Raw genomic sequence first — 14,145 nt, 5'->3', positions numbered from 1 at the left:
TAAAAAGTAGTTGAAGGGGCTTGCTTAGGCTTTGATTTCTGACTTTTCCCCTGGCTGGATTTGGGATTTTACAGTGTCAAAAAGTTTTTGATAGTAGTCTTTTTCATCTTTTAGAAAGTGAGAGAATTGCCAAGATTGTTTCGCCTTTTCAAGCGATTTTTGGGCAGATTTGCTATCGTTTAAAACAGAGATTTCGTAGTAGGCCTTGATGATTTGGAATTGGCTTTGCGGTTGTTGGAACATTTTTTTGAGGTCTTTTGTTTGTGCGAGGTCTCGTGCTTGTTGCGTCTTGTCTTGGAGGAGATAGGCAAGAAGGAGAAGCGTCCTGCTTAGCATGCGGATTACAGTATTTTCCGTGAAATGGACGACGGTTTCTAAGCGGCATTGGGCTTCTTCTATCTCACCGTGAACAATCAGGCCTTCTGTGTGATTGAGATAGGCGGTTTGGGCAATACTTCCCCGCTCGAGAGGGGAGTCTTTGGTAAAATCGGCTAGATTGACCTCTTGATTTTCTAAAAATACTTGGGCAGCATGGTCTAACTCCAGATAGAGATATTCCTTGTGCTCAGGATAGGAGGCTAGTTCCACTATTTTGGCACCGTCCGTAATGCCATTGGGGTTGAGATTGAGCAGGAAAAGTCCAGCATTGAGGCAGATTTGTGGAAGAAACCAGGTCCAAGATTGATTCAGAGAACCAAGGATAAGATAGCAGATAATGAGAGTCAGGTGGACGATGATTCCGCCAGAAAGCATGAGAATGTCTCTGCCCGTTTCACGATTTTCTTTCACACCGATGTACTGAGCTGCAACATCCTTGTGTAGCAATTTCTTTTTGAAGTGAGTGCCCGTTTGTGAATATACCAGATTCCATTTGCCAAGACCCAAGGCTACGGTTTTGTAGCCGCTGATTCGTCCAAAAAAGGCATGGCCCAGCTCATGTAGAATAAGTGCCAGATAAAATCCTAGAACTCCTAAAAAGATGTGCAATGGAATAGCATACAAGTTATCCTGGATCTGACCAGCGTAATAACCTGAAAGGGCAAAACCGGAAAATATACAAAGAGATCCGAGAAAAAGGAAGAGGATATGGATACATTTCAAAAGATTGGGTTTTTGAAGCATGGTTTCTCCTGTTCTATTTTTATTTTAGTATAGCATGCTTTTTCAGCTTTGTCTAGTTTTTTTGAAAGAGGAAATGTTCAGTTTTTGCAAACTATTGCAGCGTTTTTCAAGATGATAATCGACCTTTCACGGACAATGCTAGGGTCTTATCTTGAAAAAACGGTAAAAATCGGATATAATGAATTGTAAGAGAAACTAGCAGGTGAAAATCCTGCCGTGCCTGAGAAAGCGGTGGAGGATCTACTGCATCAAAACAGTAGAGGAATGCAGAAGGTATCCTCGCCTAGCGGCTACCAAGTCGGAGCCGAATAAAAATGGAGGTCCATAAAGACATGACATCAGTAGTAGTTGTAGGTACCCAGTGGGGGGACGAAGGGAAGGGAAAAATCACAGACTTCTTGTCTGCCAATGCAGAAGTGATTGCCCGTTACCAAGGGGGTGACAATGCAGGTCATACCATCGTGATTGACGGAAAAAAATACAAGTTGCACTTGATTCCATCAGGGATTTTCTTCCCAGAAAAAATCTCTGTAATCGGAAATGGTATGGTGGTCAATCCAAAATCTTTAGTCAAGGAATTGAACTACTTGCATGAAGAGGGCGTGACAACAGATAATCTTCGGATTTCAGACCGTGCACATGTTATCTTGCCTTATCATATCAAGTTGGACCAATTGCAGGAAGAAGCAAAAGGCGATAATAAAATCGGAACGACCATTAAAGGGATCGGACCTGCCTATATGGATAAGGCTGCGCGTGTGGGAATCCGCATTGCAGACCTCTTGGATCGCGAAATTTTCAGAGAGCGCTTGGAGCGTAATCTAGCAGAAAAAAATCGTCTGTTTGAGAAATTGTATGATAGCACAGCGATTGCATTTGACGAAATTTTTGAAGAATACTACGAATACGGTCAGCAAATCAAGCAATATGTGACGGATACTTCGGTGATTTTGAATGATGCCCTCGACCAAGGTAAACGAGTTCTCTTTGAGGGAGCACAAGGGGTTATGCTTGATATCGACCAAGGAACCTATCCATTTGTAACCTCATCAAACCCAGTTGCAGGTGGTGTGACCATTGGTTCAGGTGTTGGTCCAAGCAAGATTGATAAGGTAGTTGGGGTATGTAAAGCTTATACTAGCCGTGTCGGTGATGGACCATTCCCAACGGAATTATTTGACGAAATCGGTGATCGTATTCGCGAAGTGGGGCATGAGTATGGGACAACTACCGGTCGTCCGCGCCGTGTTGGCTGGTTTGATTCTGTTGTGATGCGTCATAGTCGCCGCGTATCAGGAATTACTAATCTATCTTTGAACTCAATTGACGTTCTTTCAGGCCTTGAAACGGTAAAAATCTGTGTCGCCTATGATTTAGATGGACAACGGATTGACCACTATCCAGCAAGTCTAGAAGAACTCAAACGTTGCAAACCAATCTACGAAGAATTATCAGGTTGGTCTGAGGATATTACAGGCGCTCGTAGCCTAGAAGAACTCCCAGAAAATGCACGGAACTATGTCCGTCGCGTCAGCGAACTCGTTGGCGTTCGCATCTCAACCTTCTCCGTAGGCCCAGGCCGCGAACAAACCAATATCTTGGAAAGCGTATGGGGCTAAAACAACCCTGACGGGTTGTTTTAGGTTGGAAATAGAAATTCGCGGAAACGAATTTTCTTCTTTACAGGCTTACGCCTCGTTTTAAGGGCTCTTTGTCAACTGTAGTGGGTAGATGAAAAGCTAACACCTAGAGAGGACCAAATTGGTCTTCTCTTTTTTGATGTTGATGGCAATCAAAATCCGCTTTTTGAAGTTTTCAAAGTTCCGAAATCCAAAGGCATTACGCTTGATGACTTTGATGAGATTATTCGTCGCCTCAAGTTTGGCATTTGAGTAAGGCAATTCCATGGCGTTGAGAATCTTATCCTTGTCCTTCAAAAAGGTATTAAATACGGTCTGGAAAATCGGGTTGACAGTCTGCCTAGCGTCTTGGATAAGTCCAAAAAACTGGTCAGCTTGCTTCTCCTGGAAGTGAAAAAGCAGTAGTTGATAGAGCTCGTAGTGTTCTCTCAGTTCTTGAGAATAGCCGAGCAGTTTAGCGACAATCTCCTGGTTGGTTAAGTGCATGCGAAAAGTAGGGCGATAGAACCGCTTGTCACTGAGTTTACGGCTATCTTGTTGTACCAGTTTCCAGTAGCGTTTGAGCGTCTTGTATTCATGCGATTTGCGGTCAAAAGCATTCATGATTTGGGTACGGACACGGTTCATAGCACGGCTGAGATGTTGCACAACGTGGAAACGATCAAGCACGATTTTAGCATGAGGAAAAAGTTGTTTGGCTAGTTGATAGTAAGGGCTAAACATGTCCATAGTGATGAATTTAACGCGGTTTCTGACCTGTCTAGGGTATCGTAGGAAGTGATTTCGGATGACCACCTGCGTTCTTCCATCAAGGATAGCGATGATGTTATTTGTGTCAAAATCTTGAGCGATAAAGCTCATTTTCCCTTTCTTGAAGGCATACTCATCCCAGGACATGACTTCTGGAAGCTTAGCCCAATCCGTTTCAAACTTAAACTCATTGAGTTTTCGAATAACTGTAGATGTTGAAATGGAAAGTCTGTGTGCGATATGTGTCATTGCTTGATTTTCGATGAGTAATTGTGTGATTTTCTGGTTGACAGCGACAGATATTTGATGGTTCTTCTTAACAATAGGAGTTTCAGCGACCGCCATTTTCCCACATTCCTTGCACTTGAAACGACGCTTTCGAAGGCGGATAAGTAGCGGGTAGCCAGCAGTTTCTAAGTAGGGGATTTTAGAGGCTTTCTGGAAGTCGTACTTAGCCATTTGTCCCTTGCAGGAAGGGCATTTAGGGGCTGTGTAATCCAAGTGACCGTGGAGTTCTAAGTGTGTTCCCATGTCGCATTCATTAGTGATCGTGATATTTTTGTCTTTCATTTTGAGAAAATTTGTGATAAGATTTAGTTGTTCCATATGAGTCTTTCTAAATGATAGTTGTGTCGCTTTTCATTATAGGTCATATGGGACTTTTTTTCTACACTGAAAAAGGCTCCATAATCTCCACAGTGGATTTACCCACTACAGATATTATAGAGCCGTTTTAAGTTGGGAAATAGGAGTTTTGCGTAGCAAAAGGTCCCTTTCTGGAGAACTGCTTTAAGTTGGGAATAGAAATTTGTAAAAGCGAATGCTCAGTTTGAGAAGTTCAGTGGTTTATTTTACCCATCTTTTCAAAAAGGCAAAAAGCTTATCATCATTTCTTTAACGATATGAAAAATAGAAGTGCAGTTTAACCTGCGCTCAGATTGAAGACAAAGTCCTAGAAATACTTGTTTCTGAGGGCTTTTTTTGATGTCAAGGAGTATAATAGAGGTAAGAAGAATGTGAGGTGTTGGCTATGTTTCACAAAGAAAATCCCGATTATAACCGTCGTCAAGTAGGCTTCTATACGCTTGAAGAGTTAGTTCCAAAGGACCACTTTCTGCGTCAGTTGGAGGAAACTGTCGACTTTTCTGTCATCTATGACTTGGTGGAGGATAGTTATTCCTCAGACAAGGGTCGTCCTAGCCTTGACCCTGTTATGCTGGTCAAAATCCCTCTGATTCAGTGCTTCTATGGCATTCGCTCCATGCGTCAGACCATCAAGGACATTGAGGTCAATGTTGCCTATCGTTGGTTTCTGGGCTTGAGTCTGGACGATAAGGTGCCTCATTTTACCACATACGGTAAAAACTACAGCCGTCGTTTCGCTGAAACAGAAGTGATCACGCGTATCTTCGAACATGTCCTCAATCTCTGTTTGACTGCTGGATTAGTGGATACAGATGAGATTTTCATCGACGGAACGCACATCAAAGCAGCTGCCAACAACCATAAATACAGACGACAAGAGGTCGAGGCTCAAGCTAAATGGATGAGTGAACAACTCGAAAAAGAAATCGCACAAGATCGGGTAACACATGAAAAAAAGCCCTTAAAGCCCGCCGCAAAAGGCGAGGCTAACACTAAAAAGATGTCCACGACTGACCCTGATAGTGGTTGGTTTCATAAGGGGGAGCATAAGGAGGTTTTCGCTTATGCAGCACAGGTGGCTTGCGACAAACACGGTTGGGCATTAGCCTATACTGTTGAAGCAGGCAATGTCCATGATAGTCAAGCTTTCCCTGCTCTTTTCGCAAAGCTAGAACCGTTTCACCCCAACTATATCATCGCTGACTCTGGTTATAAAACTCCCAGTATTGCCAAATGTCTACTGGACCAGCATATCACACCTGTCTTTCCCTACACCAGACCTCGTGGCAAGAAGGGCATGTTACGACCGAATGATTTCATTTATGACGAGCATTATGACGTCTACCTCTGCCCTGAAAACCAAGTCTTGTCTTACAGCACTACCAACCGTTCTGGCTATCGAGAATACAAGAGTAACCCTAAGACTTGTGCAACCTGTCCACTCCTAAAGAGTTGTACTGAAAGTAAGACCAAGCAGAAGCTAGTCACCAGACATATCTGGAAAGGTTACATGGAGATTTGTGAAGAGATTCGCCACCAAAGAGGGATGAAAGAGCGATATCAGCATCGTAAGGAGACGATAGAGCGACTCTTTGGGACGGCTAAAGAATACCATAATCTCCGCTATACAAGAGAAATTGGTAAGCTCAAAATGCGAGATAAGGTTGGGCTGACTTTGGCGTGCCTTAATCTCAAAAAACTGGTGAAAATGAGGGCAGGAAGGTCTTTTTATGTTGCCCTAATCTACTCTTTTAGACTACTTTTTTCAAAAATAACACAGCAAACAAAAAGACAAACTAGTTTAAGGGCTAGTTTGTCTTCGGTCTGAGTGCAGTTTAACCTGCGCTTCTATTTTCGTTATTCTTCTGTTCGTATGCCGTATTGATAAGGCACACCGAGGAGGTCTCGAAGAGTAGAGCTTTCATAGTCTTTATGAAAGAGTCCTCGTTCTTGAAGGATGGGTACGACTTGTTCGACAAAGGCACGCACGCCATCATGAGCTAAATCGGGTACAATGGAAAATCCATCTGTTGCACCTGCTTCAAACCATTCTTCCAAGAAGTCAGCTACATCTTTGGCAGTTCCCACAACGACTGGATGGTAGTTGATGACACCGTGTGCCAGTGTATCGACTGGAGAGTAGCCTTCTTTTAGCACCGCTAAGGCACGTGGAGAACGAGGATCGTGTGGATTAGCCCGAGCGAGTTTCAACCAACTATCAGGAAGAGGTTGATAGGGATCGATACCTTGGAAATTCAAGCCGACCATGGCTCCGAGATAGGATAGACGATGTGCTAATTCTTCCTTGTCAAATTCTAAGACTCTTCTACGCCGAGCAAGTGCTTCTTCCTTACTATCTGCAATGGTAAACATAAAGCCTGTAAAGACGTTGATGTCGTCTGCAGAACGCCCATGAGCGACGGCACTTTCTCTCAGTATATTTCGGTATTCGCGAGATTCTTCAATAGTGAAAGGATTGGCATAGACACCAGAAGCAAATCTTCCTGCTAGCCGAATGCCTTCTGGACTAGGTCCTGCTTGGAAAATGGGTGGCTGCCCCTGTTCAGATGGCGGAATAGGAAGGGGACCCTTGGTCTGAATGTATTCACCTTGATAGTTAAGAGGTTTAATTCTCCCCATATCAGCAAATTGCCCAGATTGTTTATCGTGGATGTAGGCTCCTTTTTCCCAAGAACCCCAAAGTCCTTGAACAGCTTCAATCATCTCGTGAGCTCTGCCATAACGCTCCTGTGTAGATTTTAGATGGCTTCCAAAATTCGCAGCTGTTGCTGGTGTAGAAGTGGTGACCGCATTCCAACCAACTCGTCCATGACTGATTACATCTAGTGCTTTGAGGTGACGAGCAAGGTTATAGGGTTCGTTAAAGGTTGTTGAAAAGGTTCCGACTAGGCCAATATGCTTGGTTGCTCGTGCCACAGAGGTCATGGCAATCAGCGGATCCATGGAATGCATGGGCGTATCCTGTGTCAAATCATTGACGAGAGCAGGAGTGTCTGCCATAAAGAGGGCATGGAGTTTGCCTTTTTCTGCTAACTGTGCCATTTCAACATAGAAATCCATGTCTGTGTAGGCATCTTCTTTAGCTTCTGGCAGACGCCATGTCTTAAATTCCCCACCATAGCCAGATACCATTTGCAGGACAATTTTCATTTGTTTTTTCATATTCATTATACTAACTCCTCAATTCCAGACATGAGCTTATCCATGATGACAGCCACAGGCTCAATCGTATCAATCATGGAAATTCCGAGTCCAAAGGAAGCAAATCCCTTGGTCAAATCCCCAAATAACATCCCATCGCGCATCCCGTTATAGGCACCTTGCACCTTAAAAATTTCTTCCTCACTAGCACCAGCTTGGCTCATTTCCAGCAGTTTATTGGGAATGGCTCCTGGTAAGGAGCGATAATAGGCTGGTACGGTACGATAGAGTAGGAGATCAGAAGCGTTTGCAGCTAAGGCTTGTTCTTTGATGTTTTGTGCGAGGATAGATTCTTCAGACATCATAAAGGCAGTTCCGACAAAGAGTCCTTCTGCTCCCAAAGCAAAGGCCGCTTTGGCAGTTCGTGCATCGGCAATACCACCGGCTGCCATGACTGGAACACGCCCTTTTGCGGCATCCACAATCATAGGAACAATTGAAAATGTGCCAATTGCCTTTTCAGGTACGGTTCCACCTTCATCAAAACCGGTCGCAACGATAATATCTGCGCCACCTTGAATGGCTTCTTCCGTATTTTCAACTGTTGGAGTGGCCGCTCGAAAGACAACTTTAATTCCTTTGTTGTGAAATCTCTTAGTCCACTCGGCTGAGAATTCTCCCACCATAACGGCAACTTCAACCCCTTCTTCTGCCATTAAATCCATCATGGGCTGTGTAAAGATATCTGTATTTGGATGACTTGGTGCGACATTGAGACCGAGAGGTTTGTCTGTAATTTGACGGGCAATGCGAATTTCGCGACGCATATTTTCCACAGTTTCTTCCACCGTTGTCGCAGCGACGGTTTGTCCTGCGCTAATCCCCAGAACACCTAGTCCTCCTGCTGCACTCACTGCACCAGCGTAGGCTCCATTCGTCAGCCACGCTAAAGGTCCTTGAATAATCGGTTTTTCAATTCCTAATATTTCAGTAACACGATTTGCCATTTGTCTTCTCGCTTTCTTTCTGTTATAGTTTATATAGTACATGTGTCATTTAAGGTAGTCAATTGACATTTTTTGCCAATCTGTCACTTAACAGACACAAAAGAAAGGATTGTCCTATTGAAACAAGATTTACGGTTCCAAAAAACGGAATTAGCTCTCCAAAAAGCCTTTTTGGATTTACTCCAAACGAAAGACATCGCGAAAATCTCTGTCAAGGAAATCTGCGCAGTCGCCCAAGTATCCCGCAATGCCTTTTACCAGCATTATGAAACCAAAGAACACCTTTATGAGAATATGCTAAAAGAGATTTTGCTAGCGATTGAGGACGCTTGTAAACCGCTTGCCAAAGACTTAGCCAGTATTTCGACAGCTGAACGTCGCTTGTTCTTGGATAATATTCTTCGGGCAGTCGAAGACCATCGCTTTGTCATCTATCAATTGTTGACCAGTCAGCCAGCTATCTTTTCTGCCGCCTTTCAAGAAATGCTCCTTTCTGCCAATCTGCAAGGCAGTAAAGAAGTTATTGCACCACCTCACACCTCTTATATTCATGTATTTTCGGGAGGAGTGGCTGCCTTTGTCAATTATTGGCTCTTAGAAACGAGTTTTACTTTGGAAGAAGCTCAAGAAACATTATTTAGCATTTTAGGACAAATGATGGTTGTTTCAGATTAAAATTATTGTGTTGTCCAAAAATTCTGCTCGTTTCAAAAATAGAGGGAGTTTATCAATCAGCTAGCCAGCATGTAAAAAACCTTGTTCCTCCTGTTGGAAGGTACAAGGTCGTTCTTCAATTTGTGTTCTTTCCTTGTGCCCTCATTAAGGGGCAGTCTCACACTCGACCAAGCTGGAAGCCTACTGAAAAAGTATTTTGACAAAAACCGAATGATGCTTCCTTAAAAGAAATTAAGCATTATTCGGTTTTTTTGGACTAAATTTATAGGAGATTATTCATTATCTGTTCTACCCCTTTGACTTTTTTAGTGTTCTACCAAGCTGGTGCGGTGGTTTTTTCCTGTAAATACGCAAGCCAGACAGGGTCTTTGACACGGCAAAGGGTGACAGACAGCCCTGCCATGTCTAAACTGGTCGCAAATCGTCCTGCCTTGATAAAGGAAAGTCGCAAACCTTCCAAATCCAATAATTGGCAAATATCATTCAGAAAGACACCTTGTTCTAACTCAGAAATCGTCCCTAAATTATTCACCAAGAGGATAAACTCTTCCCCCTCCTGCCAGCGGAAACGCAGTTTTAACTTATTGACAATTTCATTAGCTAATTGCTCTGATGATTCAAAGGGAACCGTCCGATAGCCTTCTTCACCATGAATACCGATACCATACGAAATCTGCCCTTCTTCTAGCTCAAATAAAGGGTGTGCTGCTTGAGGAAAACGTGCTGATTTCCTTGCAAAACCAATCGTCGCAATCTCTGTTGACAAGGCTAAAGCCAGCTGTTCTAAATCATCCAAGGACAGGCCCGACTGGGCCGCTGCCCCTACAATCTTATGCAGTAAAATGGTTCCTGCTAGTCCCCTATGCCGCTTTTGAAAATTCTTTTTGGTGTCAACGGAAATGTCATCATGGGACACAATGTACTTAACCGGAATCCCTTCTTGACGAGCTTGATGAATAGCCGTTTGAAAAGCTAGTAGATCTGCTTCAAAATTTTTAACGATAACAAAAACGCCGCTTCCTTTATGCACATGCCGAATCGCACGTAAGATTTGCTCAGCAGTCGGTGGAATAAAAACTTCGCCATAAACTGCCGCTGTCAGCATTCCTTGCCCGACAAAGCCTAGATGCATGGGTTCATGACCAGCACCACCACCCGAAATCAAAGGAACACAAGTCTTTTCTTGCTCCCTCAAAGCAATAATAGGCTCTTGATCTAGCCGCTCAAGTTCGGGATGAGTCAGCAAGAAACCATCTATATATTGAGAAATAACGTGATGAGCTTGATTGATAATGGCAACCATTTACTTCCCCTTTCCTTCTCTAACGGATCTTGTGACCACTTGCACCAAATAAGGATAGTGCTCACAAAGTCTACATGGACACTGTCGAATTCCCTGCTCAATCAAGGAGAGCAGGGCCCCCGCATGATACGAAACTAAGAATTGCACATAGTTGTCCTCTAGGTTCACACGCTCCTGACTTTGCACCTCTCGAAGAATCTTCTCTAGTAAAATCTGACAATAGCCGTCCAAGTAAGCAACAAAAGCATTTTGGCCTTTGATTTCAAACAGCTGGACATAAAAGGACTGATTTCGTTCAATATAGTAAAGCAATTCATCGAGCAGGGTCAAGCCACTGATATAGTTGAGATTATCGGTGACCTGCTCCTGTAACTCCGTTTCAAAAATCCAATCCAGCAGTTCATACTTATCCAAAAAATAATTATAAAAGGTCTGGCGTCGCATGTTGGCTTCCTGCATAATATCCACAACCGATAGTTTATCGAAGCTCTTTTGGGCCAGTTGCTGTTTAAAGGCCTTTGCAATCCGCTTTTTTGTAATCAGAGATGTTCCCATGCCTTACTCTTTTCTTACCCTTCCATTCAACCGAAAAACAGATTGATACTCTATCAACATCCTCCAGTCATTCTATCTCTACCTTACCATATTTTTCCAAAAATCCAAAGGGACAGACAGCCTATTTTGTCCCTTTCTTTTTTCCTTAAAATCCAGTATACTGTAAGCGTAATCATCACTGTCATCATAGAAATAGATTGTCTCTTTCGAACATCCACCTTCCTAGGGCAAATCTCTTCTTATGACTCATATTCATTAGGAGGAATACTCATGAAAAAAATTATCAATCAGCCAGAGCACGTTGTCGATGAAATGCTCCAAGGTCTTGTCTTTATGCATGGTCAATTGGTTGAGCGCTTAGACGGCTATGACGTCATCGTTCGGAAAGCTGAAAAACGTGGAAAAGTTGGGCTCATCTCAGGTGGAGGTTCTGGTCACGAGCCGTCTCACGCAGGTTTTGTTGGACGTGGTATGCTATCAGCTGCTGTCTGTGGAGCTGTCTTTACTTCGCCAACACCAGATCAGATTTTAGAAGCGATCAAGGCAGCTGACGAAGGGGCAGGCGTCTTTATGGTCATCAAAAACTATTCTGGTGACATTATGAACTTCGAAATGGCACAGGAATTAGCTGAAATGGAAGGCATTGAAGTTGCAAGTGTCGTCGTGGATGATGATATTGCAGTTGAAAACAGCCTCTATACACAAGGTCGTCGTGGTGTTGCTGGTACGATTTTAGTCCATAAGATTCTTGGTCATGCTGCAGAAACAGGAAAATCCCTCGCTGAAATCAAAGAGTTGGCAGATAAACTTGTTCCGCAGATTAAAACCATTGGATTAGCCCTTTCAGGAGCTACTGTCCCTGAAGTTGGAAAACCAGGTTTTGTCCTAGAAGAAGATGAATTTGAATACGGTGTTGGTATCCACGGTGAACCGGGCTATAAGAAAGAAAAACTCCAACCGTCTAAAGAATTGGCTGAAGAGTTAGTTGCTAAATTACTCCAAGATTTTGAAGCCACAGCAGGCGAGAAATACGGTCTTCTTATCAACGGTCTCGGGGCTACACCACTCATGGAACAGTATGTTTTTGCTAACGACGTCGCACAACTCTTAGAGAGTAAGCAAATTGAAGTGGTCTACCATAAGATTGGAAACTATATGACATCAATCGATATGGCAGGACTATCCCTCACCCTCATTCAATTAGAAGATAGTAGCTGGTTGGAGGCTTTAGAGGCAACAGTTGAAACCCCAGCTTGGTAAAGGAGGAAAGAATGGAGACACAAGCAGTATTCAAATGGATGCAATTATTTGCCCAAAAAATCCAAGAAAATAAAGACTTGTTGAGCGAGTTAGATACACCGATTGGAGATGGTGACCACGGTGGCAATATGGCACGAGGCATGGCAGCAGTCATGGAAGAGTTAGAGGGAAAGGAATTTGCTAGTTCCGATCAAATCTTTAAAGTGGTGTCCATGCAACTGCTCAGTAAAGTCGGTGGAGCTTCTGGACCACTCTACGGCTCAGCTTTCATGGGATTAACCAAGAGTGCACAAGCGAATGATTCTCTCTCTGATAGCCTTCAAGCTGGACTTGATATGATTCAAAAACGAGGAAAGGCGGAAGTCGGAGAAAAAACCATGGTCGATGTCTGGACACCTGTCATCGCTGATCTAAAAGCAGGGCAACTCAGTCTAGAATCTATCCGAGCAGCCGTTGACAGCACCAAGGACTTACAGGCTACAAAGGGACGGGCTTCTTACGTTGGGGAGCGTTCTGTGGGACATATCGATCCTGGTTCCTACTCTTCTGGTCTTCTTTTTGAAGCATTGGTAGAGGCTGGACTCGTATGACACAAATTGGTATCGTCCTTGTCTCGCACTCTCGTCATCTTGCCCAAGGAGTTGTTGATTTAATCTCCGAGGTTGCAAAAGATGTCCCTCTTACCTATTGTGGTGGATTAGAAGACGGCAGCATCGGAACAGAATTTTCCTGCGTAGAACACGCAGTAAACAGCAATCCTGCCGACACCATCCTTGCCTTCTTTGACCTAGGCAGTGCTCGGATGAACATGGAAATGGTCGCTGACTTCTCTGACAAAAATATCCAAATCCAGTCTGTTCCCATTGTCGAAGGAAGCTACACCGCAGCAGCCCTATTGCAGGCGGGTGCTCCCCTTGATGCTATTTTAGAACAGTTAGCAGAGCTGCAAATCAACAAATAAGGGCTCGAATTGAAGCAATATAAAAACTCTTAGAAATGCTACTAGGTAAGCTTTCTAAGAGTTTTTATTTTTTGTTCTTTGTATAGGTGTTGAGAAAGTTTCGACATCATCACGAGAAATCCTGTGATGGCAAGCGTTGGCAGCTGAGCCATTACAAATCAGAATGAGCTGAGGAAGAAAAGAATGTTTGAACATCGTGTTTATAGGGATAACGGGCGGTCCACTTTTGAAGGGTCGTTTCGTCGTGGGTATAGAGGGCACCTGTATCTAGCAGCTCTTTGTAGAGTTCCAAGTAAGGGAGTTGTCGGTCTTTTGCGAGTTGATATTCGCGTTTGATATCATAGTCTACCTTGCGAAACTGTAGATTTGGCAGTCCTTTTTCATCAATTTCTAACACAGCATATTGAGCTCGGAGGTCATTCCACAGAGGCTCCCAAGTAAAGAAAGGCTGGCCGATAGAGCCTGGATTGAGAATGAGCTGTCCCTTGCTACTATAACGGAGAACTTGGGAATGAATATGCCCATAAACGGCGATGTCGTAGTCTTTTTCAAACAAGGCATCAAAATTTTCAGTTGGATTGGTACTCAACAGTGCCCTGCCATAATTTTGCTGGGGTAAATTGTGAGAAATACTAATATGAAGGCCGTTGATTATTCGTTCTTGCTGTAGAGGGAGTTGTCGAATGCGGGTGATATCTTCTGCCGTCAAATCTTCTAGCAAGTATTGACTCAGGCGGAGAATATAGATTTCTTGAGCTGTCTTTGTGCTATAAACACCATCTAAGGACTCTAATAGACAGTCATCCCAATTTCCCCGAATCCAAACCGTTACAGGAAGTTGGTCCAAGAGTTCGAAAATATCCCTTTGAGCAGGCCCGGGAAGCCAACAGTCTCCCAAAATCCAGTATTCAGTGATGCCCTGCTTGGAACAATCCTCAAGAACAGCCTGTAAAGCAGTAAGATTTCCATGGATATCCGATAATATCGCAATCTTGTGAGTCATAGCTTCTCCTTATCAATTGATGGTGCACTTTGTGATACTAAACGTTCAAGTATAGCCGTAAC

The 14,145-nt window shown here is 43.5% G+C and carries 13 protein-coding genes; 6 read left to right on the top strand and 7 right to left on the bottom strand.

The features are described from left to right. Positions 1-24: 24 nt before the first annotated feature. Positions 25-1,122, bottom strand: a complete 1,098-nt coding sequence (locus BFM96_RS01525) for a zinc metalloprotease (protein ID WP_068989461.1) — start codon at positions 1,120-1,122, stop codon at positions 25-27. A gap of 332 nt (positions 1,123-1,454) precedes the next feature. Between BFM96_RS01525 and BFM96_RS01520 the strand changes: the two genes are divergently transcribed. Then, entirely contained in the window at positions 1,455-2,741 is a 1,287-nt protein-coding gene (locus BFM96_RS01520; RefSeq protein ID WP_068989456.1) for an adenylosuccinate synthase, read from the top strand. Between the two features lie 120 nt (positions 2,742-2,861). Here the strand turns inward: BFM96_RS01520 and BFM96_RS01515 are convergent, their stop codons facing one another. Further along, the gene (locus BFM96_RS01515) at positions 2,862-4,118 is read right to left on the bottom strand and encodes an ISL3 family transposase (RefSeq protein ID WP_083201724.1); all 1,257 of its coding nucleotides are present in this window, start codon (positions 4,116-4,118) and stop codon (positions 2,862-2,864) included. A gap of 424 nt (positions 4,119-4,542) precedes the next feature. Between BFM96_RS01515 and BFM96_RS01510 the strand changes: the two genes are divergently transcribed. Continuing rightward, the gene (locus BFM96_RS01510) at positions 4,543-5,985 is read left to right on the top strand and encodes an IS1182 family transposase (protein WP_068989453.1); all 1,443 of its coding nucleotides are present in this window, start codon (positions 4,543-4,545) and stop codon (positions 5,983-5,985) included. A gap of 29 nt (positions 5,986-6,014) precedes the next feature. Here BFM96_RS01510 and BFM96_RS01505 read toward each other — a convergent pair whose 3' ends face one another. Further along, the gene (locus BFM96_RS01505; protein WP_188595263.1) at positions 6,015-7,346 is read right to left on the bottom strand and encodes an NtaA/DmoA family FMN-dependent monooxygenase; all 1,332 of its coding nucleotides are present in this window, start codon (positions 7,344-7,346) and stop codon (positions 6,015-6,017) included. After that, on the bottom strand, positions 7,346-8,326 hold the full coding sequence (locus BFM96_RS01500; protein ID WP_068989447.1) for an NAD(P)H-dependent flavin oxidoreductase: 981 nt from the start codon (positions 8,324-8,326) through the stop codon (positions 7,346-7,348). The genes BFM96_RS01505 and BFM96_RS01500 overlap by 1 nt, the downstream gene beginning before the upstream one ends. Positions 8,327-8,443: 117 nt before the next feature. Here BFM96_RS01500 and BFM96_RS01495 point away from each other — a divergent pair, with 117 nt between their 5' ends. Next, entirely contained in the window at positions 8,444-9,001 is a 558-nt protein-coding gene (locus tag BFM96_RS01495; RefSeq protein ID WP_068989442.1) for a TetR/AcrR family transcriptional regulator, read from the top strand. Between the two features lie 313 nt (positions 9,002-9,314). Here BFM96_RS01495 and dhaQ read toward each other — a convergent pair whose 3' ends face one another. Beyond that, positions 9,315-10,304: a DhaKLM operon coactivator DhaQ gene (dhaQ, locus tag BFM96_RS01490; RefSeq protein WP_068989439.1), complete on the bottom strand. Its 990-nt coding sequence runs from the start codon at positions 10,302-10,304 to the stop codon at positions 9,315-9,317. Next, a complete protein-coding gene (dhaS, locus tag BFM96_RS01485; RefSeq protein WP_068989435.1) occupies positions 10,305-10,859 on the bottom strand; it encodes a dihydroxyacetone kinase transcriptional activator DhaS in 555 nt (184 codons plus the stop codon). It abuts the gene before it with no gap. A 270-nt stretch (positions 10,860-11,129) separates the two neighbouring features. On the opposite strand from dhaS, the gene dhaK reads away from it, so the two are divergent. Genes dhaK through dhaM form a run of 3 tightly spaced genes read left to right on the top strand, consistent with a single transcriptional unit; the run spans position 11,130 to position 13,080 of the window. Beyond that, a complete protein-coding gene (dhaK, locus tag BFM96_RS01480; protein WP_068989433.1) occupies positions 11,130-12,119 on the top strand; it encodes a dihydroxyacetone kinase subunit DhaK in 990 nt (329 codons plus the stop codon). Positions 12,120-12,130: 11 nt separating this feature from the next. Then, positions 12,131-12,709: a dihydroxyacetone kinase subunit DhaL gene (dhaL, locus tag BFM96_RS01475; RefSeq protein ID WP_068989430.1), complete on the top strand. Its 579-nt coding sequence runs from the start codon at positions 12,131-12,133 to the stop codon at positions 12,707-12,709. Next, positions 12,706-13,080, top strand: coding sequence for a dihydroxyacetone kinase phosphoryl donor subunit DhaM (gene dhaM, locus BFM96_RS01470; RefSeq protein WP_068989427.1), 375 nt, complete (start codon positions 12,706-12,708; stop codon positions 13,078-13,080). Before dhaL ends, dhaM begins: the two co-directional genes overlap by 4 nt. Before the next feature lie 151 nt (positions 13,081-13,231). Here the strand turns inward: dhaM and BFM96_RS01465 are convergent, their stop codons facing one another. Continuing rightward, the gene (locus tag BFM96_RS01465) at positions 13,232-14,083 is read right to left on the bottom strand and encodes a metallophosphoesterase family protein (protein WP_068989425.1); all 852 of its coding nucleotides are present in this window, start codon (positions 14,081-14,083) and stop codon (positions 13,232-13,234) included. Between the last annotated feature and the right edge of the window lie 62 nt (positions 14,084-14,145).

Source organism: Streptococcus himalayensis (assembly GCF_001708305.1).
Classification (GTDB): Bacteria; Bacillota; Bacilli; order Lactobacillales; family Streptococcaceae; genus Streptococcus; species Streptococcus himalayensis.
Note: the sequence above shows the minus strand (reverse complement) of the source record. Positions and strands in the feature narration are given on the sequence as shown.

Excerpts from the sequence above, each read along its gene's own strand:
- BFM96_RS01525 (WP_068989461.1), bottom strand. The coding sequence starts at position 1,122 with ATGCTTCAAAAACCCAATCTTTTGAAATGTATCCATATCCTCTTCCTT.
- BFM96_RS01520 (WP_068989456.1), top strand. The coding sequence starts at position 1,455 with ATGACATCAGTAGTAGTTGTAGGTACCCAGTGGGGGGACGAAGGGAAG.
- BFM96_RS01515 (WP_083201724.1), bottom strand. The coding sequence starts at position 4,118 with ATGGAACAACTAAATCTTATCACAAATTTTCTCAAAATGAAAGACAAA.
- BFM96_RS01510 (WP_068989453.1), top strand. The coding sequence starts at position 4,543 with ATGTTTCACAAAGAAAATCCCGATTATAACCGTCGTCAAGTAGGCTTC.
- BFM96_RS01505 (WP_188595263.1), bottom strand. The coding sequence starts at position 7,346 with ATGAATATGAAAAAACAAATGAAAATTGTCCTGCAAATGGTATCTGGC.
- BFM96_RS01500 (WP_068989447.1), bottom strand. The coding sequence starts at position 8,326 with ATGGCAAATCGTGTTACTGAAATATTAGGAATTGAAAAACCGATTATT.
- dhaQ (WP_068989439.1), bottom strand. The coding sequence starts at position 10,304 with ATGGTTGCCATTATCAATCAAGCTCATCACGTTATTTCTCAATATATA.
- dhaS (WP_068989435.1), bottom strand. The coding sequence starts at position 10,859 with ATGGGAACATCTCTGATTACAAAAAAGCGGATTGCAAAGGCCTTTAAA.
- dhaK (WP_068989433.1), top strand. The coding sequence starts at position 11,130 with ATGAAAAAAATTATCAATCAGCCAGAGCACGTTGTCGATGAAATGCTC.
- dhaL (WP_068989430.1), top strand. The coding sequence starts at position 12,131 with ATGGAGACACAAGCAGTATTCAAATGGATGCAATTATTTGCCCAAAAA.
- dhaM (WP_068989427.1), top strand. The coding sequence starts at position 12,706 with ATGACACAAATTGGTATCGTCCTTGTCTCGCACTCTCGTCATCTTGCC.
- BFM96_RS01465 (WP_068989425.1), bottom strand. The coding sequence starts at position 14,083 with ATGACTCACAAGATTGCGATATTATCGGATATCCATGGAAATCTTACT.